This is a genomic window from Psychrobacter sp. 1Y11 (assembly GCF_052259045.1).
Classification (GTDB): Bacteria; Pseudomonadota; Gammaproteobacteria; order Pseudomonadales; family Moraxellaceae; genus Psychrobacter.
The window spans coordinates 92,693-117,377 of record NZ_JBQQER010000001.1 but is presented as its reverse complement, the minus strand read 5'-3'; the positions used below and the strand labels follow the sequence as shown (position 1 = coordinate 117,377).

Annotated in this window: 17 protein-coding genes; 13 read left to right on the top strand and 4 right to left on the bottom strand. The window is 44.1% G+C overall.

The genetic code is table 11. The features are described 5' to 3' along the window. Positions 1–5: 5 nt before the first annotated feature. From ACTXGJ_RS00505 to glnA, 3 genes are all read right to left on the bottom strand, one after another. A complete protein-coding gene (locus ACTXGJ_RS00505) occupies positions 6–434 on the bottom strand; it encodes a hypothetical protein (RefSeq protein WP_443564788.1) in 429 nt (142 codons plus the stop codon). 300 nt (positions 435–734) lie between these two features. Continuing rightward, the gene (locus ACTXGJ_RS00500; RefSeq protein WP_443564787.1) at positions 735–1,481 is read right to left on the bottom strand and encodes a DUF4124 domain-containing protein; all 747 of its coding nucleotides are present in this window, start codon (positions 1,479–1,481) and stop codon (positions 735–737) included. A gap of 170 nt (positions 1,482–1,651) precedes the next feature. Further along, on the bottom strand, positions 1,652–3,061 hold the full coding sequence (gene glnA / locus ACTXGJ_RS00495) for a type I glutamate--ammonia ligase (protein ID WP_443564786.1): 1,410 nt from the start codon (positions 3,059–3,061) through the stop codon (positions 1,652–1,654). A 598-nt stretch (positions 3,062–3,659) separates the two neighbouring features. Between glnA and ACTXGJ_RS00490 the strand changes: the two genes are divergently transcribed. The 5 genes from ACTXGJ_RS00490 to ACTXGJ_RS00470 all read left to right on the top strand — a co-directional run bounded on the left by ACTXGJ_RS00490 (position 3,660) and on the right by ACTXGJ_RS00470 (position 8,006). Continuing rightward, a complete protein-coding gene (locus tag ACTXGJ_RS00490) occupies positions 3,660–4,283 on the top strand; it encodes an anthranilate synthase component II (RefSeq protein ID WP_443564785.1) in 624 nt (207 codons plus the stop codon). Between the two features lie 107 nt (positions 4,284–4,390). Beyond that, positions 4,391–5,521 carry an anthranilate phosphoribosyltransferase gene (gene trpD / locus ACTXGJ_RS00485; protein ID WP_443564784.1) on the top strand — a complete coding sequence of 377 codons (1,131 nt, stop codon included), beginning with the start codon at positions 4,391–4,393 and terminating at the stop codon, positions 5,519–5,521. 45 nt (positions 5,522–5,566) lie between these two features. Then, positions 5,567–6,430, top strand: coding sequence for an indole-3-glycerol phosphate synthase TrpC (trpC, locus tag ACTXGJ_RS00480; protein ID WP_443564783.1), 864 nt, complete (start codon positions 5,567–5,569; stop codon positions 6,428–6,430). A 108-nt stretch (positions 6,431–6,538) separates the two neighbouring features. Then, complete coding sequence (locus ACTXGJ_RS00475; protein ID WP_439241106.1) at positions 6,539–7,270, top strand: Smr/MutS family protein; 732 nt, start codon at positions 6,539–6,541, stop codon at positions 7,268–7,270. Between the two features lie 103 nt (positions 7,271–7,373). Further along, positions 7,374–8,006, top strand: a complete 633-nt coding sequence (locus tag ACTXGJ_RS00470; RefSeq protein WP_443564782.1) for a DNA-3-methyladenine glycosylase family protein — start codon at positions 7,374–7,376, stop codon at positions 8,004–8,006. A 64-nt stretch (positions 8,007–8,070) separates the two neighbouring features. On the opposite strand, the gene ACTXGJ_RS00465 is transcribed toward ACTXGJ_RS00470, so the two are convergent. Further along, on the bottom strand, positions 8,071–10,098 hold the full coding sequence (locus ACTXGJ_RS00465; RefSeq protein WP_443564781.1) for a mechanosensitive ion channel family protein: 2,028 nt from the start codon (positions 10,096–10,098) through the stop codon (positions 8,071–8,073). Positions 10,099–10,644: 546 nt separating this feature from the next. Between ACTXGJ_RS00465 and ACTXGJ_RS00460 the strand changes: the two genes are divergently transcribed. The 8 genes from ACTXGJ_RS00460 (at position 10,645) to ACTXGJ_RS00425 (ending at position 24,682) form a co-directional block, all read left to right on the top strand. Further along, positions 10,645–12,516, top strand: a complete 1,872-nt coding sequence (locus tag ACTXGJ_RS00460; RefSeq protein ID WP_443564780.1) for a TonB-dependent receptor — start codon at positions 10,645–10,647, stop codon at positions 12,514–12,516. 310 nt (positions 12,517–12,826) lie between these two features. Next, positions 12,827–14,251: an adenosylhomocysteinase gene (ahcY, locus tag ACTXGJ_RS00455; protein ID WP_443564779.1), complete on the top strand. Its 1,425-nt coding sequence runs from the start codon at positions 12,827–12,829 to the stop codon at positions 14,249–14,251. Positions 14,252–14,268: 17 nt separating this feature from the next. Beyond that, positions 14,269–15,162 carry a methylenetetrahydrofolate reductase gene (locus tag ACTXGJ_RS00450; RefSeq protein ID WP_443564778.1) on the top strand — a complete coding sequence of 298 codons (894 nt, stop codon included), beginning with the start codon at positions 14,269–14,271 and terminating at the stop codon, positions 15,160–15,162. A gap of 125 nt (positions 15,163–15,287) precedes the next feature. Further along, positions 15,288–16,172, top strand: coding sequence for a 16S rRNA (uracil(1498)-N(3))-methyltransferase (locus ACTXGJ_RS00445; RefSeq protein ID WP_443564777.1), 885 nt, complete (start codon positions 15,288–15,290; stop codon positions 16,170–16,172). 201 nt (positions 16,173–16,373) lie between these two features. After that, on the top strand, positions 16,374–17,612 hold the full coding sequence (locus ACTXGJ_RS00440; protein WP_443564776.1) for an EAL domain-containing protein: 1,239 nt from the start codon (positions 16,374–16,376) through the stop codon (positions 17,610–17,612). A 314-nt stretch (positions 17,613–17,926) separates the two neighbouring features. Then, on the top strand, positions 17,927–19,720 hold the full coding sequence (locus ACTXGJ_RS00435) for an acyl-CoA dehydrogenase C-terminal domain-containing protein (protein ID WP_443564775.1): 1,794 nt from the start codon (positions 17,927–17,929) through the stop codon (positions 19,718–19,720). Positions 19,721–20,121: 401 nt separating this feature from the next. Next, entirely contained in the window at positions 20,122–21,906 is a 1,785-nt protein-coding gene (locus ACTXGJ_RS00430; RefSeq protein ID WP_443564774.1) for an acyl-CoA dehydrogenase C-terminal domain-containing protein, read from the top strand. Positions 21,907–22,207: 301 nt separating this feature from the next. Then, the gene (locus tag ACTXGJ_RS00425) at positions 22,208–24,682 is read left to right on the top strand and encodes a site-specific recombinase (RefSeq protein WP_443564773.1); all 2,475 of its coding nucleotides are present in this window, start codon (positions 22,208–22,210) and stop codon (positions 24,680–24,682) included. The last annotated feature ends 3 nt before the right edge of the window (positions 24,683–24,685 follow it).

Here is a 24,685-nt window from a genome sequence, read left to right as displayed (position 1 = left end):
ACAAGTTAACTATAATCAGCCTCTATCTTTAGCCTTGAGCACTTATTCTGTAAACTATCAGTATTCGTTCTATTATCAGCATCAATACTTATTTGATATTGGATATGAGCGAGGTCATCTTCAACCGTCTCATAGGCTATCTCCACCACCGACAACAGCTTGGCTAAAAACTCCTGCGCGGTGAAGCGCCCATCGATATAACTACCGTCAAGTCCTAAATACTGATTCGACAACACATGCCGTAAGCGCTCACAGGCAGGTAGCGTATGCTTGGGTAGATACCCCATCTTTTGAGTAATATGTTGTGGTCGTAGCTCAAGCTTATGTATTTGCTGAATGATTTGCAGGGCTAAAAGGTGACGCGGCTGGTAGTGCCGAGTATATATAGAAAAGCAGCTATCTTGGCTAGCTGTCGAGTTAAAGCTAGTAGGCATGGTGAACTCCTGCAACTCCGACAATAAGTGATATGGTTTGTCATTATGCATTTTGACAAACAAATTAGGCACAGATGAGAGTGTCGGAGTACAAGCTCATGCGCTTTACCAGTATTATTTTACATCGTGCTGGAAGTTGCAAGATTGGTCATGTTATTCATTATAAAAAATAACATGACCAATCAATTAAACCCACGATAGATTAGTTAAGAATGATAGCACATCATTAATTGCTAGTTCAATAATACTCTTATTTACGCTTGAGTCATATTTATTATTAAACTTCAGTTGAGCTAATTATTACTTATCATTAGTGACAATATCTTTTTGGCGTAATTTTAGTAGTAGCTTTTGCTGCCAAGGCAAGCGCTGATACGCTTGTAATTGCTGCGCAAGCTGCTGTTTTTGTCTTAATATAGAGGTATTTTGAATGACATAAACCTTACGACTAAGGCGGTTTATAATTTGACCTGCCTTATTTTCTATTATCGCTTGAATCGTATGCTCTCCTGGATTGAGATCGATTGTGGCGATTGACGCAGTTACGCCTTGCGAGATCAACTTATCATCTAGATAGATACTAATGCGATCGCCTGCTTGCAGCGCTGGGCTCAGTTGCAGATTGACGGTAATAATTTGCCCTGGACGCTGATAAGCGCGTTCGGCCTTAGGCTCAACCATAGTCAGCTGATAATTAACAGCGGCTTGTAAGGTTGGTTTTGGCGCTGTTGCCAGTTGACTCGCCTGATCGTTGCCATTTGCGCTAGTAGTTGTGCGGTTGGTGCTAGCAGCATTAAAGCTACTACTATTGCCGATAGTGTTGCCAGTAGTAATACCTGTTTGACTAATCCGCTTGTCCGCTTGCTGCTCATACGACTGCGGACTATCGGTAAAGGTAACTTGACCGGTACGCTCATCGACGACTTTATAGATGGGCGCTGCGTTTGCTGACAAGATATGGCCCCCAACCGTCATTATTGAGAAAAACGTTAGCAAGCTTATCGCTGATGGTTTGATCTTAAGCTTTTGTTTCAGTGCGAGAGTCATAGTCGGTTGACCTAGATAATAGTGATAGTTATTATTATGCTTTATTTTTGCGGCTAATACCGTAATTGCTTTGAAACGGTATAAACCAATATGTATAAACCAAAAAAACCAGCTAAGATTACCTTAGCTGGTTTTGCTTATCCTAAATGGTTTCGCTTATCCCCTAGCGACTAGCAGCTATAGTATAAGTCAAACTCGACCGGATGCACGGTGACATTGACGCGCTGCACTTCCTCTTCTTTAAGCGCAATAAAGGCTTCTAGCATCTCTTCTGTGAACACATCACCTTTTAATAAAAACTCATGATCATCACGCAGGGCTTGTAGCGCGATTTCTAGATTTTCAGCAACCGTTGGGATTTGCGCTTCTTCTTCTGGCGGTAAGTCATACAAGTTTTTGTCCGCGGCATCGCCTGGATGTATCTTATTTTGGATACCATCGAGGCCTGCCATGAGCAGTGCGGCAAAAGTTAAGTAAGGGTTAGCCGCAGGATCTGGGAAACGGGCTTCGACACGCACCGCTTTTGGGCTACTCACATGTGGGATACGGATAGACGCTGAGCGGTTAGAGGCTGAATAAGCAAGCTTAATCGGCGCTTCATAATGCGGTACTAGGCGTCTATAGCTGTTGGTCGAGGGGTTAGTAATGGCATTTAACGCGCGCGCATGCTTGATAATGCCGCCGATAAAATATAGAGCGGTCTCAGATAGGCCTGCGTACTCATCGCCGGAGAAAGTGTTGACGCCATCTTTTGAGATTGACATATGTACGTGCATACCAGAGCCGTTATCGCCGACTACCGGCTTTGGCATAAAGGTGGCAGTCTTGCCAAATTGATGGGCGACATTATGGACGACGTATTTTAATTGTTGGACTTCATCCGCTTTACGCACAAGCGTGTTAAACGCGACACCGATTTCAGACTGACATGGCGCCACTTCATGATGATGTACCTCAACACTACCCTCACCGATGATCTCTTCGATACGCTCACACATGACCGAGCGCATATCTTGTGAGCTGTCGATAGGTGGTACTGGGAAATACGCACCTTTCACACGCGGACGATGCCCCATATTGCCCCACTCATAGGACTCATTAGTCGACCATGCGGCTTCTTCAGCGGTGATTTTATGGCTGACGCCAGACATCTCAATTGACCATTTCACATCATCAAAAACAAAGAATTCTGGCTCAGGACCGAAGTAAGCGGTATCACCAATGCCAGTAGATTTCAGATACTCTTCAGCGCGGCGAGCGATAGAGCGCGGATCGCGATCATAGCCCTGTAGCGTTGACGGTTCTATGATATCGCAAGTCACGACGACGGTAACGGCATCAAAGAAAGGGTCCAAAAAAGCGGTCTCTGGATCAGGTCTTAAGATCATATCTGACGCTTCGATACCTTTCCAACCTGCAATGGAGGAGCCATCGAACATTTTGCCATCTTCCATCACCTCTTCATCAACGCTATGCGCTGGAAAGCTGATGTGCTGTTCTTTACCGCGAGTATCAGTAAAACGAAAATCCACCCACTTAGCATTTGAGGATTCGATAAGGTCTAATAATTTATTCGACATGAATAATCTCCGTTGGGTTATTAGGTTTTGGTTATTAAAGTTTGCTACGGTTTTGTGATTTGACGCTTAGTCTAAGAGTCGCTATATCCTAAACCACTTTATGCACTAAATATAATAAGGCAGTTATCAGACGCTATTTTAACAACATCTTATCAATGCTGCTCAACTGTTATACAGTTATATCAACCGCCGTCTACAATAGTAACGGTGCAACTGCTATGCCAAAATGTTATTTAAGCCCTAATAAAAGTGCCTGTGCTCATGAAGCCGTCTCAAATCAAGCTAATTTATCATGTTAAGGAGACAACCTTAGGTATAATTATTTTTAATATTGTTAATACAAGCCTCTTTACAGAGCAAAAATGCACTATATAAGTGCTTTTTTATTTAGTAAAAGCCAAAATAGTGCAGATAATTATAATCCTCCTACAGCATCCGTACTTAAAATGACTCTGTATATAATGGATCTTATACTATTAATCGCGGATGCCATTTGTTTGTTAACACCCTAGAAACTTGCTAGCGCTAAAAATAGTGGTAAGATAGCAAAGCACTAACCAAGCACCAAACACTCCCTTTTTTACATGAGTAAACGCCAATGATTCTAATGATCGACAATTACGACAGCTTTACGTACAACATTGTACAGTACTTCGGTGAACTCCAGCAGGACATCACCGTCTGGCGTAACGATCAGGCCACAATCGAGCAAGTCAAAAAGCTCGCTCCTAAGCTGATTGTCATCGGCCCTGGCCCCTGCGATCCAGATCGTGCTGGTATTTCACTGGAGCTGATTGACACCTTCAAAGGCGTGATTCCGATACTAGGTATCTGTTTGGGTCATCAAGCTATCGGTCAAGCCTTTGGCGGCAAAGTCGTCAAAGCCGGCGCAGTCATGCATGGCCGCTTATCCTCGGTTTATCATAATTATGAAGGCGTGTTCAAAGATTTGGCTAATCCTACTGACTTTACTCGTTATCATTCTTTAGTAGTAGATAAAGCGAGCCTGCCTGACTGCTTAGAGGTCACCGCTTGGACACAAAACGCCGATGGGAGCATTGAGGAGATTATGGGCGTGCGTCATAAGCAATTTGCTATCGAAGGGGTGCAGTTTCACCCTGAGTCGATCTTAAGTACGGCGGGCTACCAGCTATTAAATAACTTTTTGCAAACCCATAATTTAGCGATTTTAGACGCGGATGAGTTACCGCAAGTTGGTTAGTGGCAGTCGATAATGACAGGTTGCTAATAACTAAATTTTGTTAATAACTTAAGACTGCTAAAATTAACCCTATAATAAACGAAAAACATAATAATAAGCGAGGCATCATGAGCGCCGAAAATACGACTGACACCCTATCCCAAAACACGCCAGAACAGATTACCGAGCTCTCAGAGGAGCAAGTCCATAAACTACTGACCTCGGCTTTAGATCGGATCTTGCAGCGTATTGATCTAACCTTTGATGAGATGCGTGAAGTGATGCTAGTGATCATGCAAGGCAGATGTAGCGACGCTTTGATGGGCGCTATTTTGACCGGCCTGCGAATGAAAGGCGAGTCTATCGACGAGATTACCGCTGCGGCTAGTGCGATGCGTAACTTAGCGGAGAATATCGAGCCTAAAGGGTGCGATTATCTGGTCGACATCGTCGGTACTGGCGGTGATGGTGCGAATTTATTTAACGTCTCCACCGCATCTGCCTTAGTCGCCGCCGCTGCGGGCGCACAAGTCGCTAAACACGGCAACCGCGGAGTCTCAACGAAGTCTGGCAGCTCAGACTTATTAGAACAGGCCGGTATTAGCTTAGCGCTAGACCCCGCCCAAGCCCTTAAATGTATCGAGGATGAAGGGATTGGCTTCTTATTTGCCCCCAATCATCATAGCGCCATGCGTTATGCCAATCCGGTGCGCCGTGCCTTAAAAGCGCGGACTATCTTCAATATTTTAGGGCCCTTGACCAACCCTGCTGGCGTGCCCAATCTGGTTATTGGCGTCTTTACCGCCCAGCTTTGTGAGCCGCTTGCTAAGGTTATGAAAAACCTAGGCGCCCAGCATGTGATGGTCGTCGGTGCCAAAGATGGCTTGGATGAAATCAGTCTTGCCACATCTACCACCGTCGCTGAGCTCAAAGATGGGAAGATAACGGTCTATGAGATGATGCCAGAAGATGCCGGTGTCGAATCACAAACCCTTATCGGCCTCGATGTCGACTCACCTAAGCAAAGTCTGGCGCTCATTAAAGCCGCCTTATCAGGCGAAGAGACTCACGATCGCTCCGTTCTCAAAGCGCGTGATATGATAGCCCTTAATGCCGGCGCAGCTATCTACACCGCAGGACTCGCTAGCAACTATCCTAATGGCGTTAGCCGCGCACAAAAGGTGATTCAAAACGGTAGCGCTTTGACTAAGCTTGATTCACTAGCCGCGTATACCCAGCAACTAGCCGCTCAAGCTTAACTGTCATCTAGCCACTACTCTATCGTTCTTAATTTGGATACTCCCATGACTGCAAATACGACAACAGATATCGACATTCCCTCAGTATTACAGCGCATTGTCGCTACTAAAACATTAGAGGTGGCTGCTGCCAAAAAACAGCGCTCGCTTGCGGAGCTACAAGCTAAAACCAAAGAGGAAACCCAGCCTCGCCGCGGCTTTGCTAATACTTTACGCGCAGCTGATATTGGCATTATCGCTGAGATCAAAAAAGCCTCACCCTCTAAAGGGGTGATTAACCATAATTTCTCGCCTGCTTTATTTGCCCAGCAATACGAGCAAGCCGGCGCTAGTTGTCTATCCGTACTGACCGATCGTGACTATTTTCAAGGCGATGATCAGTACTTGCTGCAAGCCTATAATGCCGCTAGCCTGCCGGTATTACGTAAAGACTTTATGATCGATGCCTATCAGATTTATGAGTCCTATCTGCTTGGTGCTGATTGCATCCTATTGATTATGGCCTGTCTTGATGACAAGCAAGCTTACGAGCTGCACGCACTAAGTATTGAGCTGGGTATGGATGTGCTGATAGAAGTTCATACGAGCGATGAGCTTGAGCGCGCACTACAGTTGCCGCGCTCTGTCCATAATATTTATGGTATCAATAACCGCGATCTAAATACTTTTGCGGTGGATCTACAAAACACCTTAAAGCTGAAGGATAGATTGCTTGCAACCCTAGCTAATGATGATGCGACTGTAGAGCCACTTATCGTCACCGAAAGTGGCATACATAGCAGCGACGATATTGAGCTGATGCTAGCGCAAGGTATTCAGCATTTCTTAATTGGTGAGCAGTTTATGAAAACCGATCATCCAGGACAGGCGTTACAATCCTTACTTGCGAGCGTGAATATACAAGCGTAAAGTACACCTACTATTAGCATTGTGAGAGCATTGTAAGAACACTGTACTGCAGCCTAAAAGGCTTAATTACTCATTCATTTTTATCAACCAAACAGATTTATACTCATTATGGCAAATTCTCTATTTTCAAAAGAAATGCAAGACCAGCTCAAAGAGCTCAAAGGACAACTCAGTAAAGGCCGTGATACCAATAGCCCTGAAGGCGAAAATCAAAAGCCGACTGAGCCTGTCTCTCTGCCCACGCAAAAACAGGTCAAAAAGACGGTCAAGCAAATGGACAGCGAGCATGTCGACGATGACAAAGTACTGTTTATGCAAGCGATGCATGGCGTCGATCAATTAGAAGACAAAAATGTGCGCTCGCCGGTCAAAGCGAATAAAGCCAGCAAACCTGACGCCGCCACCCTATCGAAACGAGCGGCAGCGCAAGGTAACGAAGACGGTGATTTAAGTACTGGCTTATCTGATATGCAAGCGCTATTGAACCCAGTAGCGAGCGAAGCTTATTTATCTTACAAGCAGCCTACGCTACAAAACAAAGTCTTCACTCAGCTTAAACAAGGCAAGCTTCGCTGGTATGATGCCGTAGATATCCACGGCTGTACCATCGAAGAGGCGCGCGAAGCCATGACCCAATTATTGGTGCAAGCTAAGCGAAATAACGAGACAATGGTAAAAATCGTTCATGGCAAAGGCTCTGAGGCTATCCTAAAAACTTGCGTCAATGGCTGGTTACGTCAGCTACCAGAAGTACTAGCTTTTTGCTCAGCGCCGCCAAAAGACGGTGGTAATGGCGCGGTTTTAGTACTGCTAAAAAAGCCTAAAGCCGATGGTGAATAAGTTATTATTACTATAGTTAACAATAGTTTAAAAAAGGACTGCATAACGCGGTCCTTTTTTATGACTAGTTTATGACTCATTCTATAATTGGGGAAGAATCATTATGAGCATTAATACCCTTGATACCTCAGCCGAGCTAACAACCCATATCCAAGCGCTTATCGAGATAGAACCAAGATTTGCGCCTGTCTATGAACAAGTGGGCGTGCCAAGTTTACGGCGTAATGAAGGCGGGTTTGCAGCTTTACTACGAGCGATAGTCGGGCAGCAGCTATCCGTCGCTGCCGCTAGTAGTATTTGGCAAAGATTGGTTGATGCAGACTTAGTAACGCCCAAGGCGCTTATGCAAGCCGATGATGAGCGTTTGAGAGCGCAAGGTCTGTCTAGACAAAAAACCCGCTATGTCCGCTCTTTAGTGGAGCATGATATCGATTATCAGGCACTAAAAACGATGAGTGATAGCGAGGTCATTGACACTTTGACCGCGGTTGTTGGTATAGGACGCTGGACCGCTGAGATGTATTTGCTATTCTCTTTAGGCCGCGCTGATGTTTTGGCTGTCGATGACTTAGCGATTCGAGTAGCCGCTATGGCGCTGTTAGAGTTGCCCGATCGCCCTACTCCAAAACAGCTAAAGATAGCAGCGCAGCCTTGGTCTCCTTATCTTAGCGCTGCCAGCTTACTGTTATGGGCACACTATGGCTGGCTACGAAACAAAGAAGCTATACCGGTATAAGTGCCGGTAACATCGCTACAGTCGCTTCTTTTATCGCCGTTTTGTGCATAGGTGATGATGAGAGTTAATGCTTGTTCCAAGGCTGATTCCAAATAGAGATATTGAAGCTCTTTTTAGTGCGTTTAAAGTGGCGCTTGGCCAGCCTCAGCGTGGTAATTTGCTTAGACTTATTAGGATTACTGACTTTATTTTTAGCCAGTTTAGCCTCTTTTCTCTCTTTTACTGCACTCTTGCTACTATTCGTCTGGCTACTATCTATCTTACTACTATCAAAGCTATTTGCTTGAACCGCTGTTTGGTTGAGCTGCGAACCGCTATTCTGCTCAGCCATTGTAGCTGAAGCTTTCATTTCACCATCTGACCCATTATCAGGCTGGTCTTGAGCGATATCATCAGCAGTCTCAGGCTCTGAATGATCGTCAAGATCAGCTTGATTGACGAGTAACTGCTGTGTCGGTAGCGCATGCTCCACTTTGTAGTCTTTGACTTTGGTCAATATATCGACTAGCAAAGTATCTTGTTTACCATAAAACTCAATCACATCGAAGGAATTGACGTAGGCTCTTAACTGAATAATATAACAGTCTTGACGCAGCTCTAAGATATTTGCCTGATTCCACTCTTTGTTGGTCAGTTCGTGCTCTTTGAGTAGCGTATCTAAATCATTGACCATCTCAAAGATCACGTTGATATCAGCACTGCGTTTGATATATAAATTATGCAAAAAATGAAACATATCACGCGAGGTAAAGTTCTCAATCTGCATGGAGGAGAAATCACCATTAGGTACGGTGACGATAGTACGGTTTAGGGTGCGCACCCGTGAAGAGCGAATACCGATATCGATCACCGTTCCTTCATAAGTGCCAAACTTACAATAATCGCCTATCCGTACTGGTGAGTCCGCGACCACCACCACACTACCGACTAAGTTCTCAATCGTCTTTTGCGCACCAAGTGCTAAGGCAAGACCACCGACACCTAGAGCAGCAATACCGGTTGTTAGATCAAAGCCTAAATTACCGAAGATGACAATCACCGCAAAGATGAGCAGCAGCGCCTTGGTTATCTTACGCATCAGTCCTAGGATAGAGACTCGCTCAATGTAGTTCTTTTTATAGCTTAAATTAACGGCGCGGGTAAACAGCACATCTACCATACGCAGCAGTAGCCAAGTTACTGCTAACCAAGAAGCGATATCAGTGAAGCGATTGATCGGCTCACGCAGCGTCACAGATATCCCTGAGTAGACCATGACCTCAGACAATATTAGCGCCATAATGACTACAGACAGCGGTAGTATAATCTTATCTGGCAACGGCAACGGTTCACCGCGCACTCGTGGATAGAACACACGCAAAAAGTGATAGCAGAGCCATACCGCGATATAAGTGACTAAAAAACTACCTAAAGCCAGCATGATGGCGGCAACCAAATCTGCCAACTGATAGCCAAATAACTTTTCGTCCTCTAAGCTCTCCATGGTATAACGCGATATCAGTGTTGGCTCAGTGTTTTCGATAACATCCGGCACTAAGCTCAACGTACCACTAGAGAACTGCCAATACTTTTTACCATTTTCAGCGACGACACGCTCTAGGATGAGTGAGACATTCTTATCATTGATACTGATATTACCGACTTTTTCTTGATTGGGCGGCAGCTGATCGGCAAGGTTACCTTCTGGCGTATTATTGATTTGCAAATCGGGCTGGAAACGTCCTCCTGCATCTAGGGCTTGCTTGAATTGGCGAACGATAGGCGTTGGATTGTCTGATTTGGATAAATTAAGATAATTACTCGCCAGTAAGTAATCGTTTTCACTCAAAGCATTGATAAAGCTTTGTACCGTTTGCCTAGGGGTGTCGCGCCCAAAAGAGTCTGGTATCGGTGATCTAGCGCTCTCTTCACTGTTCTCGCCAGCACTATTCCCGACACCCAAGGCGCTTGGCTCTGCCGCAAATGCAGGAGCCGATAGCACCCCTATAAATATCGCTAGCATAAGCGCAATGATAGTGAAAACTTTGGGAGACGGTATTGGTGTTGTGGCTGATTCTTTGTGACGCGCGATAGACAAAACAGGCCTCATCATTTAATTATTGGGTTAAGTAATCTGACATTTGAGTTGGATATAAAACACTTAAATTATTGCAGCATTAAAATCATCGTTATGATAACAACTATTTATCACTAAATTATTTATCTTTACCTACTTTTAGGCAAATTTTCTTGTAAGCTACAAAAAATATCTTCTAGCCACGCGGTATCTTTTTATATTGAACAAACTAACCTAGCAATTCGCAACAGGACTTATCTTAGCTACCTACGTGCTAGTTAGGCTGAGTAGCACTCAGCTTATACTGAATAATTATTCATTTAAAACAGCTTACAAACCGTTATAATTCAGCAATAATATAGCCCTTGATAAAGGCATGGCTTTTTTAGCTGCTCTATGTTTTGGTTTTATTACTTTAAACCCTTTTATTTTTATTCCTTATTACTTTTGACCTTTTTGTATGATTGGTACTTTTCTCTGCTTCCTTTTGATTTGATAACTTTGGAAAACACTATGCTGTTGTTAGCTTCTTCTACCCCTTACCTACGACTTTGTATTTTGAGCACGCTCGGTTTATGTACTATGAGCGCTACTGCCGCCACGACTCTTAGCCCTGTTAGCGATGACTCATTACCAGAAGTCGAGCTAGACAAAATCGTGGTAACCGCTACGCGTACGCCAACTAAAACCAGTAATATCATTGCGCAGACACGAGTGATTGATAAAGAGGAGTTACAGCGTTATCAAGGTCAGACGATCGTAGATGTTCTTAAGAGTCAATCTGGTATAAACATCTCTCAAAGCGGCGGTATGGGAACTATTAGTAATTTTTATATGCGTGGCTATGATAGTAAGCAGGTTCTCGTTATCATTGATGGCATTCGTTATAGTTCTATCTCTACAGGCGCTCCTTCTTTAAATCTGTTGTCCGCTGACCAAATCGAGCGCATTGAGATTTTATACGGTGCTTCAGGTTCTAGTGTATACGGCTCAGACGCTATGGGCGGTGTGATTCAAATTTTTACGAAAGGTAATAACGTAGAGCAGTCTAATATTTCTACTACAGCTGGTTACGGCAGTAACAATCACTATCAAGTGGGTATAACTGGTCAGCTCAAAAATGATACTTCCTCATTAAGTTTAGGTGTCAGTCGCAATGAAACGGATGGTTTTAATGCGATTGCTAACTCTGACTCTTATGATTACAACGATGATGACGATGGCTTTGAGTCTACTAACGCAAGTTTGGTCTTACAGCATCGGTTCACTGACGAATTAACTGCAGGAGTCAGCGGTTTATACTCAGACTCTACAACTGATTTTGATTCAGGAGGAAATGCTTTTCCTGATGTTCATTCAGATCAGAAAAATGGCAGTGCTAATGCTTTTGTTCAGTATCAAACTCCATTGACGATTACTAAGCTAAGCTATGGTCAAAGTATAGATAAATCCACCTCTTATGATGCTAATTCCATTGATTACAACGAGGGTAGCCAGTTTGATACTACTCAAGAGCAGGCACGCTTAGAGACTAGCATTAACGCGCAACCTGGCACAGTTATCGTTGGTGCAGAATGGTTATCGCAAAAATTGGATGCCTCAGACGTATTGGTCTATCCCCCTTACCCTGACACTACACCTCCTGTTCAAACCGCATATAACCCTGATGACAGAAAGGTCAAAAGTGCTTTTGTTGGCTATCAATTAGCAGATACTTATTATGACTTACAAGCCAACTACCGCGTTGATGACAATTCACAATATGGTAATGAAAGTACTTACAATATAGGTGCCGCTATTCTTCCGTTAGACGGTATGCGTATTGGTGCTAGCTACTCTACAGGATTTCGCGCGCCAACCTTCAATGATTTATATTATCCTGGCTATAACAACCCAGATTTGAAGCCTGAAACCAGTAAAAATACAGAAGTGTTTGTCGAATATAATAAAGGCAATCAGGTGTCGCGTCTGACAGGATATCATACCGATGTTGAAGATTTGATTGGCGGCAATACTAACACTGCTGAAGCAAAAATTAAGGGGTTGAGCCTGACATCAGATTGGCAAGTAAATTCTTTCATTTTTGGCTTGGGCTATGATTACCTAAAAGCAGAGAATAATACCTCAGGAAGCTCTAATAAAGGTAACGAGCTTGTCTACCGTCCCAAAAATAGTGGTTTAATCTATGTTGGTTATCAGCAACCTAGCTATGATTTGCGTCTTGAAGCTAAGCATACTGATGATAGGTTTTCAGACGTAGCCAATCAAACCAAGCTAGATAGCTATACCCTAGTCAATTTAAGTAGTAGTGTTTATATCAATCCTAATCTTCGGGCTAATCTACGTATAGATAATATCACTGATGAGGACTATACCCTTGCCAGTCAATTCGGTAATGAATATGCCACAGAAGGTACTAGTTATTTCACCTCACTAACCTATGACTGGTATTAAGCTTACTTAGCACCGGTTAAAACTTAGTTTATCAAGAATAAAGGCTATCACTCGATAGCCTTTATTTATGCTCTTTAATGCCATAAGCGTTCACTAATTATATCCACCAAAAGGTGACAATCTGCAGCGCATATATTACAATAACGACCTCCGAGAGGTGTTGCACCATAAAAGCTGATTCGTAATTTTAACTTTTAAAACTATGCTAATCGCTCTTTATGTTAGGCTCGGTAGCTTTTTATTAAAAGCATGAACAACGGCACCTGCGTTTTATTTTTTATCATACATCTATTACTAATAGGAGCATATGATGGACGCAGTGTCTAATATCCCATCTGTCCATACAATCGACCCCACTTTCACCGATTATAAAGTGGCTGACATCAGCCTTGCTGATTATGGCCGCCGTGAAATCACTCTAGCCGAAGCTGAGATGCCTGCCCTTATGGGTTTGCGTCGTCGCTACGAAGCCGATCAGCCGCTTAAAGGCGCCAAAATCGCCGGCTGTATCCACATGACCATTCAAACTGCTGTGCTTATCGAGACTTTGATCGCCCTTGGTGCCGAAGTGCGCTGGACCTCTTGTAACATCTTCTCTACTCAAGATCACGCTGCTGCTGCTATTGCCGCAGCTGGTATTCCGGTATTTGCTTGGAAAGGCGAGACTGAAGAAGAGTACGAATGGTGCCTGCGTCAGCAAATCCACGTTGGCGGCGAAGAATCAGGACAGCTTTGGGATGCTAACTTAATTCTAGATGATGGTGGTGATTTGACCGCCCTTGTGCATAATGACTATCCGCAAATGCTAGATATCATTCATGGTATCTCTGAAGAGACTACCACTGGTGTACACCGTTTGGTTGAGATGCTCAAAAACGGCACGCTCAAAGTACCAGCCATCAACGTCAACGACGCGGTTACTAAATCCAAAAATGATAATAAGTACGGCTGCCGTCATAGCCTAAATGATGCCATCAAACGTGGTACTGATATGTTTTTGGCGGGCAAACGCGCCTTGGTCATCGGTTATGGCGATGTCGGTAAGGGCAGCGCGCAAAGCCTACGTCAAGAAGGCATGATCGTACGCGTCTCAGAAGTTGATCCTATCTGTGCCATGCAGGCCTGTATGGATGGCTATGAAGTCTTATCCCCATATATTGATGGTGATAACACTGGTGGTAGCGACAGTATCAACACGCGTCTGCTAGAAGATACTGACTTGATTGTCACCACTACGGGTAACTATCACGTTTGTGACAAACACATGCTCGCAGCACTTAAGCCTGGCGCTGTGGTTTGTAACATCGGTCATTTCGATACCGAAATCGATACGCAGTTTATGCGTGACAATTGGCGCTGGAGTGAAGTGAAGCCGCAAGTTCATCAAATCTTCCGCTCGGACGATGCTGATGATTATTTGATTTTGCTTGCTGAAGGCCGCTTAGTCAACTTAGGTAACGCTACAGGTCACCCATCAAGAGTGATGGACGGCTCATTTGCTAACCAAGTACTCGCGCAGATGTATCTATTCGATGAAAAATTCGCTGACCTTCCAGTCGATGAGCGTTTCGACAACTTATATGTCAGAGTCCTACCCAAAAAGCTTGACGAAGAAGTCGCCGCTGCTATGGTAGCCGGCTTCAACGGTACGCTGACTAAGCTGACCGATAAGCAAGCAGAATACTTGGGGGTCCCAGTCGAAGGGCCGTTTAAGCCTGAAGAATACAAATACTAAACCCAAGGAATGTGACTATGAGTAAGCCTGCTTTCTCCTTTGAGTTCTTCCCAGCCAAAACTGAACAGGGACATGAAAAGCTAATCGCTACTTTTGATGAGCTGAACCAGTTGTCACCAACGTATTTTTCAGTGACCTATGGCGCTGGCGGCTCGACTCGTAATCGCACTTTAGATATTGTGCAGACGCTATGCGAGCGCAGTGATACGCCAGTGGCTCCGCATATCTCTTGTATCGGCGATGATAAGGTAGAGATTGCTGGGCTGCTAGACCTTTATAAAGACTTAGGCATTAGCCGTTTGGTCGCGCTGCGTGGTGACTTACCTTCGGGTCAAGTTGGCATGGGCGAGCTACCGTTTGCACTGGATTTAGTCAAATTTATCCGTGAGCATTCAGGGGACCACTTTCATATCGAAGTGGCCGCGTATCCAGAGATGCATCCGCAAGCCAAAAGCTTTTTATTCGATATTGATAACTTAGTCAATAAGTATAAAGCGGGCGCTGATACAGCGATTACGCAGTTTTTTTATAACGCCGATAGTTATCTGCATCTACGCGATGCGCTTGAGCAGCGCGGTATTGACACTACCGCTCAACCGCTGGTTGCCGGTATTATGCCGATTACCAACTCGAGCAATCTCATACGCTTTGCCGATAGCTGCGGCGCTGATATTCCGCGCTATGTGCGCAAACAGTTAGCGGACTTTGGCGATGATCGCAAAGCCATTCGCGAGTTTGGTTTTGATGTCGTCTATCGTCTCTGTGAGCGCTTAATAAGCGAGGGCGTGCCGGCCATGCACTTTTACAGCATGAACAAGGTTGAGCCGAATAAGCGCTTGGTTGAAGCTCTAGGCCTAGTCCCTGAAACTTTAGGCTCTAACTCTTTAGGCTCTGAGACGGCTAGCGTATAAGGCTATAAATAAGCTAGTCCATTGCTAAATTAGCTTAAGAAAGTATAATTACTGGTACTCTAGGAGTGCCAGTTTTTTTTGGCTATTTTTTATATCGTATCTTACCCTAACAGGAATCCCTCAACGTGCGACGTTTTTTTTATGCCACTAACAATAACGAGTATCCAAAGCTTAGCAGCGTAGCTATAGGTCAAAGCCTTGGGTTAACCGAAGCCATCACTCATCATTGGTGCCGTGTACTACGGGCCAATATTGGCGATCAAGGTATATTGTTCGACGGTTTTGGCGGCGAATATCAAGTCCAGCTACAAACCATCAGTAAGAAGCAAGCGACAGTTACCCTACTCGCTTATAATGATGCCGATCGTACTGCGCCGATAATTACGAAGATCGGCTTGGTTATGAGCCGCGGTGAGCGTATGGATTATGCGATTCAAAAATCAACAGAGCTTGGTGTAACCGCTATTCAACTGCTCAGCAGTCAGCATGGTGAAGTCACTCTCAAGCCGGCGCAAGTCGAAAAGAAGCTGGCGCATTGGCAGCAGATTGCTATTGCGGCCTGTGAGCAATGTGGCTTGAATCGTCCGCCGCTGATCTTAGCTCCTTTGCCCATCCAGCAATGGTTAGCACAAAGCGCGGCTGACAACAGTGTGGACGCAGCAAACATGTCTGTATCGTCCTCGTCATCAGCAGTCAGCGCTAGTATTTCCACTTTAATTCAAGATAGCTATTACGAAATACTAGAGCGCCCAGCAGATCTACGTTTGCAATTGAGCGTACCCGCCGCTGATCAACCCTTGATGCCAGTTGCGCTCAGAGAGGTGTTAGTGATACCAAGCCCTTATCTTCAGCTCCTCATAGGTGCTGAAGGAGGCTTAAGCGCAGCAGAATGTCAGCAAGCAGAGCAAGTGGGATTTTTGCCTTGGCAAATCGGCGCGCGCGTACTACGTACCGAAACCGCGCCCGTCGTAGCGCTGTCTACCTTATATGCTTTGTCTCAATATGTGTAACAAAACTGAGTAAGTCGCCTTTGATTAGTAAGATTATCTTTAAAGTGTATTGAATTTTACTTTTAAAAAAGGGTGAGTCAAGCATTATAAAACAATAGTTCGTTCAATCTACAGTAACATCTCTATGAGCTTTTTTGTCTATAATGATTGTTTGGCACAATTATTTGGCATAAAGCCTCTGTTTCTATTACGAGATTCGCTATGACTTCCTTTAAGCCTCTCTCATCCACCAGCAAACAACAACTGCTCACTAACTACTATCAGCAGTTAGATCAGGCCGTCTTTATTTTGGATGCTGACAAGCGCTACTTATCGATGAATAGTGCTTATGAGAGGTTGACCGGCTACTGTGAAAACCTGCTTATTGGCTACCCTTTTGGCACTTTTATCACTCAGTGCCTCACAAAGCATAAGCCTGAGATTTTAAAAGATCTTGCCAGCCACCTGCAAAATAACAGCAGCTACCAAAAAACCTTTACCTTACCGAATAAAAACCATCAAATCTTAGATCATCTTATTGTCTTTAAAAAGTTTACCGTCGACGATAAGGTTTTTTATATTGGCGCGGTACAAGATACTGACACTGAGATAGTCAAGGAGCCGCAATCAGCATATCTACTAGATGAAGATACGATAAATAATACTGCAATAAACAATAAACTCTCGGCAAGTCTACCCGATCAAAAGCAACTATTAGCCCAAGCTATTGCGGATAACCAATTCGAAGCTTATTATCAGCCTAAATTCAACCTAAAGACCAAATCTATTGTTGGTTTTGAGGCATTAGTACGCTGGCAACATCCGACTCGTGGCCTTTTAAAACCCAAAGACTTTATCGCTGATATTATCAGTCATGGTCTCTCCTTCGCGCTCTTTTCTCAGTTATCAGAACAAGCCGCGCAGCTGTTAGTCAAATGGCAGAGTATGGGGTTTACCCAACACATTTGCATCAATGCTGATGCCGCCGAATTTAGTCATCCTGATTTTAATCAGACCATTAGTCAGCTATTAGTGAAATATCATATCGAGCCTTATCGGCTGCATATAGAAATGACTGAATCGTCGCTACTGCCGAGTAACGATAATATACAGCAGCGACTCACCGATCTTAAGGCTCTCAAGGTCTGTTTGGCGCTAGATGATTTCGGCACGGGTTATGCCTCTTTGAGCTATTTACAACAGTATCCTTTTGATTTTATAAAGATCGATAAAAGCTTTGTTTCAGAGCTTGACTCGAATCAAACTCAGCAAGCTATTGTTCAGGCGATACTAGACTTAGCGCGGGCTTTGGATATGCAAGCCGTCGCTGAAGGCATAGAAACTGAGCAGCACTATGAGCGGCTGTGCGAGATGGGCTGCATATATGGACAAGGGTATTGGTTGAGTCGTCCGGTTAGTGCAGATGCCGCCACTCAGCTGCTCAGCGCCTCAAATCACTAAACAAAGCCTCGTTATTTTAATAAAAATTGTCGCTAATGCTTCTCCTGTAAAGGTTGCAAGGCAGGTTGATGACTTATCAGTATTAGCTCAAAACTTGTATAATTGTTTATGAAAGCCTATCTTTTAAGGGTAAGCGTTGAAGGTCGAGTGATGCTGTCACTGGACTACTCTTCAGATCGCTATTGTTATCATTACAGTATTCCTCTTTGATGGTTATCATGGCAATTTTAGATAGCTAATATCAGCACTTTTAATCGATAATTAACGGCTATAGGTCGTTATTGGTTACATCCAAAAACAAAGGACAAAATAACATGCAATACAAAGCGCCCCTACGTGATATCCAATTCGTCATGCATGAACTGCTTGACAGTGAAAGTCACTATAAGCGTCTACCAAAGTTCCAAGAAGCGGATCGCGATCTGATGAATAGCTTGTTTGAGATGGCCGCAAGCTTTGCAGAAAATGAACTATCGCCATTGAATCAAAGCGGTGATGCCGAAGGGTGCCATTTTGATAATGGAAAAGTAACCACTCCTAAAGGGTTTAAAGAAGCTTATAAGCAGTATTGTGAGCTGGGCTTCCCCGCTTTATCTGCCGAAGAAGAGTTTGGTGGACAGAACCTACCGTTCTCTTTATCTACGGTTATCAATGAGATGGTAGGTACAGCGAACTGGTCATTTTCTATGTATCCTGGACTCTCGCATGGCGCTATCCAAACCATCGAACACCACGGTACCGATACTCAAAAAGACAGTTATCTAGAAAAAATGGTTACCGGCGAATGGTCAGGTACTATGTGTCTTACCGAAGCGCATGCAGGTTCTGATCTAGGTATTATTCGTACTAAAGCGCAGCCTAACGACGATGGTACTTACAGCATCACTGGTCAAAAGATCTTTATCTCAGCCGGTGAGCATGACTTAACTGATAATATCATTCATATCGTGCTAGCCCGTCTGCCAGGCGCCCCTGCTGGCACTAAAGGCATCTCGTTATTTATTGTTCCAAAAATTAATGTCAATGCAGACAGCAGCTTAGCTGAGCCAAACAAAGTCACCTGCGGATCAATTGAACATAAGATGGGCATTAAAGCTTCTGCCACTTGTGTAATCAATTTTGATGGCGCAACTGGCTATCTGATTGGCCCTGAAAACCGCGGCTTGCAGTGCATGTTCACTTTTATGAACGTGGCGCGTATTGGTACTGCCGTTCAAGGGGTAACTGCTGCTGAATATGCGTTCCAAGGCTCACTGCCTTATGCAAAAGATCGCTTAGCGATGCGTTCACTATCTGGGGCCAAAGCGCCAGATAAAGCAGCTGATCCTATTATCGTTCATCCAGCAGTACGCAATATGCTCTTGACCGAAAAAGCATTTGCAGAAGGCGGACGCGCCTTAGTTTATTATCTCTCACATTTTGCCGATACGGTAGCCAAAGGTGAAGGCGAAGATCTTGAGTTTGCTGATCAAATGTTGTCACTGCTCACACCGATTGCCAAAGCTTTCTTAACTGAGACTGGGCTTGAATCTGCCAATCACGGTATTCAGGTCTATGGCGGGCATGGCTTTGTTAGCGAATGGGGTATGGAGCAAAACGTCCGTGATACGCGTATTGCCTGCTTATACGAAGGTACCACTGAGATTCAGTCTATTGATCTATTGGGCCGTAAAGTCTTGGGCTCGCAAGGCAAACTACTTGCCAACTTTGTCACTATCATTCAAAAGTTCTGTGATGATAATAAAGACAATGACGACATGACACAGTTTACAGCGCCGCTCATCAAGCATGTCAAACAATGGGGCGAGCTGACTACTGAAATAGGTAAGCAAGCGGCTGAAAACCCAGAAGCAGTTGGTGCTGCAGCAGTCGATTACTTGTATTTCAGTGGTTATGTCACTCTAGCTTATCTATGGGCGCGTATGGCATTAGTAGCGCACACTGAGCTTGCCAATGGCAATAGCGAACAAGCATTCTATGATGCAAAAGTTAAAACAGCGCAGTTCTATTTTGCCAAACTGCTCCCTCGCACCACTACCCATGCACAGCGTATCGGCACAGGTGTTGCGCCATATATGAGTATGGATGTTGAACAGTTTGCTTTTTAAGCTGCTGCTATAATGAGCGGTTAATTCGCTTTGTTTAGCTGGTGTTATCAGAGGCAACATATTTAGGTATGTTGCCTTTTTAGTGTTGTGATTGTTTTTATTGATTAGCTTCAGCTGTCTATTAACTGCGCTTTATATGCCTCACTATCTTTTAAGGCAGCTTTAAGGACCACAAGGCTGTTGTGAAACTTTTGGTGCACCCAGTATTCACGAACAAATACACATGATAATGCGCTAATTTGCTAAACTTTAATGATTGCAACGCTCTTAGTATTTTTGATAATCGATATACCGGCCTAACTTGTCACACTTATCAATATTAGATTCTAAGTTGGACTCTAGGCCAATTTCGCCACTGATACTTGCCGATTTTCTACTACATTTGAATGAAAGGATTTTTTATGGCTGTTTATAATGCCCCTCTTAATGACATGCGCTTTATCTTAAACGATGTCTTTCGTGCCCATGAATTTTGGCAAAGTACTGATAAGCTGGCTCATGTTGACATGGATACTGTCGATATGATCTTAGAAGAGATGGCAAAGTTATCAAAAAATGTCTTATTACCCATTAACCGTAGCGGTGATGAAGAAGGCGCAACTTTTGAAGGTGATGGCGTAGTCACCACCCCTACTGGCTTTAAAGAAGCCTATAAGCAATATGCTGAATCCGGTTGGGTGGGATTAAGCGGTGATCCTGAGTACGGTGGTCAAGGCTTTCCTAAAATGGTGACGATGCTGACCGAAGAGATGATCTTTACCACTAACCAATCTTTTGCCCTCTACCCTAACCTAACGGTTGGCGCGACGCTGTGTATGAACGCGGCGGCAAGTGAAGAGCAAAAAGAGACTTATCTTGAGAAGATGTACAATGGCGAATGGTCAGGTACGATGTGCCTCACAGAACCCCATGCTGGTACAGACTTAGGTATTATCAAAACCAAAGCCGTGCCTAATGATGACGGTAGCTATCAGATTTCTGGTACTAAGATATTCATCACCGGCGGTGAGCATGATTTAACTGACAATATCATTCACTTGGTATTGGCCAAAACGCCAAACGCACCAGAAGGCTCAAAGGGTATTTCGTTATTTATCGTTCCTAAATTCTTGGTCAATGAAGATGGTAGCTTAGGCGAGCGCAACACCTTAGCCGTCGGCTCTATCGAGCATAAAATGGGTATCAAAGCATCAGCTACTTGTGTGATGAATTTCGACGATGCTAAAGGCTGGATGGTCGGCGCTGAAAACACGGGCCTATCGTCAATGTTTGTGATGATGAACTACGAGCGCGTGACTATGGGCCTACAAGGTCTTGGCGGCTCTGAACTGGCTTATCAAAACGCCGTTATCTATGCCAATGATCGGGGTCAAGGTCGTAGCGATACTCAATTGCAAAGCCCTGAAAAACCTGCCGATGCCATTATCCATCACGCTGATGTGCGCCGTATGTTACTTAATGCAAAAGCTAACTCGGAAGCGTCACGCTGCTTTGCGATGTATGTCGCACAGAATCTCGACAAAGAAAAGTTCAGTGATGATCCTGAAGTTGCCAAAGCAGCAGCAGCTCGCGTGGCTTTATTGACGCCGGTTGCCAAAGGTTTCTTAACCGATAAAGCGCTTGAAGCTACTATTGATTGTCAGCAAGTATTCGGCGGTCACGGTTATGTGCGTGAATGGGGTATGGAACAAATCGTTCGTGATACGCGTATTGCTCAGATTTATGAAGGCACTAACGGTATTCAAGCGCTTGATTTATTAGGCCGAAAAGTGGCGCGTAATAATGGCAAATATATCAATAACTTCTTAAACGAAATTCGTGATTTTGTGAATAACATGCAAGCGGATCATAAAGTTAAGCAAGCGACACTAGCAGCTGCTGACAAAATTGAGAGCTTAACCACAACGGTACTCGCTAACATCAGTGATCGCAAAAACGAGATCAATGGCTGTGCGGTAGACTTTATGCATGCCTTTGGTTATCTCTGCTACTCTTATATGTTTGCGATGATGGTCGAAGCCGCTGACGGTAAGGAAGGTGAGTTTTATACCAATAAAGCGAAGCTTGCGGATTATTTCGTCGGTCGTATTTTGCCGCGCATCGATGCCCATGTACAGATGGTCGAAACTGGCAGCGATCCGATGATGGACTTTGATCTTGCTTATTTTGACACCGCTACTAGTTAATACGGCTATTATCTAAGCAGATAACGTAGCATGGTGTATTTTCAAGCTTTATGCTCGTATGACTTAGTACCATAAGTAGTACCATAAATTTTATAAGAAGAAAGGACAGTTTTGAGCTGTCCTTTTTTTTGTCTGTATTACTTTTTTAGTCCTATAAATAACTGCTAACAAAATAATTAACCTTAAACTCTGGGTTGCGATTAAAATATCGTGTGAGTTTACGTAGATCAGCAACTGACTTAATGCTTGCTAATTTTTATTCCTCAACGGCCTACTCTATAAAAATAACTAAGGGTACCATGTGTCTGAAATAAAACGTATTTTACAGCAAATTACTGCCTTAAGTGATGTGCCAGAACCTTCGGTGCTCAAACGCTTAATCGATGAGCTGCGAGTGACTGATAAAGAGCCTGCGCTTGCCAATCAGAAGATACAAGCACTTATCGATATCTTGCAAAAACATCCAGAATACGGAGACGGGCTTGCCAGCTTCGTGATAAAGCTGATCATTGAGTATCGTCAAATTGCCTTGTATACCGATACCGGTATCATGTCAGATCAGGGGTTTTTTAGTAGTTTACGACGCCTCATAGGACATAGATTTTTACCTTTGCTGCCACAAGAGGACTCTGTCGTCGAGCTGGTCGGCTATCTGTTTGATAAAAGCACTGATGAGCGCTGGCTTGCTCATATTGACAAGGATAAATGGGATAAGCTGGTTGCCCTCCTCCAGATCAAAGAGGAGCATTTATACTTAGTCGCTACCGCCAAAAATAGCATATTAAACGCTATTATTATTCTCTCTTACCGAGTCAGCGGCATAGGACTCCATCCCGAACTGATGGAATCTTATCCACAAATATTGAATTATTCCGCCTCTTTTGTGGCCCAAAATCAAGAAGCGGTACTATTTGTCAATCAGTATCGTCAAGCACATGAGCTTGATACCTTGACCGATATCACTCCTGAGCAAGCAGTGGATGCGGCGCCGTTATTGGTTATGTTAGAGCAATGTGAAGAGGTAGTAGCGACTGTTCGTAAGCGTATCTACAAGACGGGTATCTCTATTCGCTTAACCAACATGATGATGCGCCTTGAACAAAGTCTGCAGCGTATTCGTATCTTGACAGAGCTGGTTTCAGATGTAGACCATAAGCGTGACGGCGCTATCATTGAGCTGATTCAATCATTAATTAGTACCGCCAGTCGTCGTTACAGTATTGGCTATCTGATCGATAATAATACTAAGCTGCTCTCCAAAAAAGTCACCGAAAATGCCAGCCGTGTTGGTGAGCACTATATTAGCACTGACAAAGCCGGCTATAAAAAGATGTTCAAAAAGGCTTCTATCGGCGGTTTCTTTATCGCGTTTATGGCGACCTTAAAGATATCCGCTTATCACTTAGCCCTTGCCCCTATGGGCCGCGCTTTTATTAATAGCATGATCTATGGCTTAGGTTTTGTCTTTATCCACGTCGTCCATGGTACGGTTGCGACCAAACAACCGGCGATGACGGCAGCGGCTATTGCGTCTACTATCTCTGATGGCTCCGGCAAAAAATCCCATCAGCTGACTAAGCTCTCTGAGTTGGTCGTCGATATTTTGCGCACGCAGTTTATCGCTATTATGGGTAACATTATGCTCGCGATGCCAGTCGCCCTGCTTATCTCTTTTGCTTGGTGGCAATATAGTGGCGTGCCGATGATCGATCCCGATAAGGCAGCCAGCTTACTGCATGATCTTGACCCCTTTCGCTCGCTCGCGCTACCTCATGCTGCCATTGCTGGAGTGTATTTGTTCTTATCAGGTCTGATCGCCGGCTACTATGATAATTTGGCCGTTTATAACAATATAGGCGCGCGTATTCAGCGCCATAGGCTGCTAAAGCTCGTTTTACCAAAATCTTGGCTCATGCGTTTAGGCGGCTTCGTGGAAGCCAATCTCGGAGCGATTATGGGCAATTTTTTATTCGGCGTATTCTTAGGCAGTACAGCAACGATCGGCTATATATTTGGTCTACCTATTGATATTCGCCACATCGCCTTTGCCTCAGCCAACCTAGCCCATGGGTTATTTAACTTACCCGCTGCTGATATGAGTTGGGGGCTTATTGCGATATCGATTTTGGGTGTTGCCTTAATCGGTATCGTCAACTTGATGGTGAGTTTTTCACTGGCACTGTTTGTGGCTTTACGCTCTAAAGAAGTGCGCTTCTTTGAATGGAGTCGTCTCATACGGCTTGTCTTCGGTCATGTGATAAGCCATCCTTCTGACTTCTTTTGGCCCCGTCCCAAGCCAATGAGTTATGCTCGTATCGATAGACAAGGGCATATGATATTTGAGGACAGCTCGGCGCAAAAAGGTAAGCAAGCCCTACCAAGCAACTATGTGATAAGGCGGCTGTCTGATGTCAAAATATCGCCCGAGGTGGTGCAATCGGTCGCGCAAGAAAATACCGATATTCATTACAACAACCCCTCCTCTGCTACGCAGGTAGACGCTACAAACGCTTCAATGCAAAACAGTACACAAAATACCGCGCAAAACACTGCCGCCAATAAACTTAAGAAAGTTATCGATTTGGATGATGGGCTAAAAGATGAAGAGCTAAATAGCGTGCCTTATGCTGATGATATTCAATATGAGCAAATGAATAAGACTTTAGAGTCTGAAGCTTTGAATTCCAAAGCAGCAACTGACTCTGAGGATAAGACAGCTAACAATGCTAAATCGCCATTACCAAAGCCCAAAAAACCGCCTAAATTACCTAATTAATAA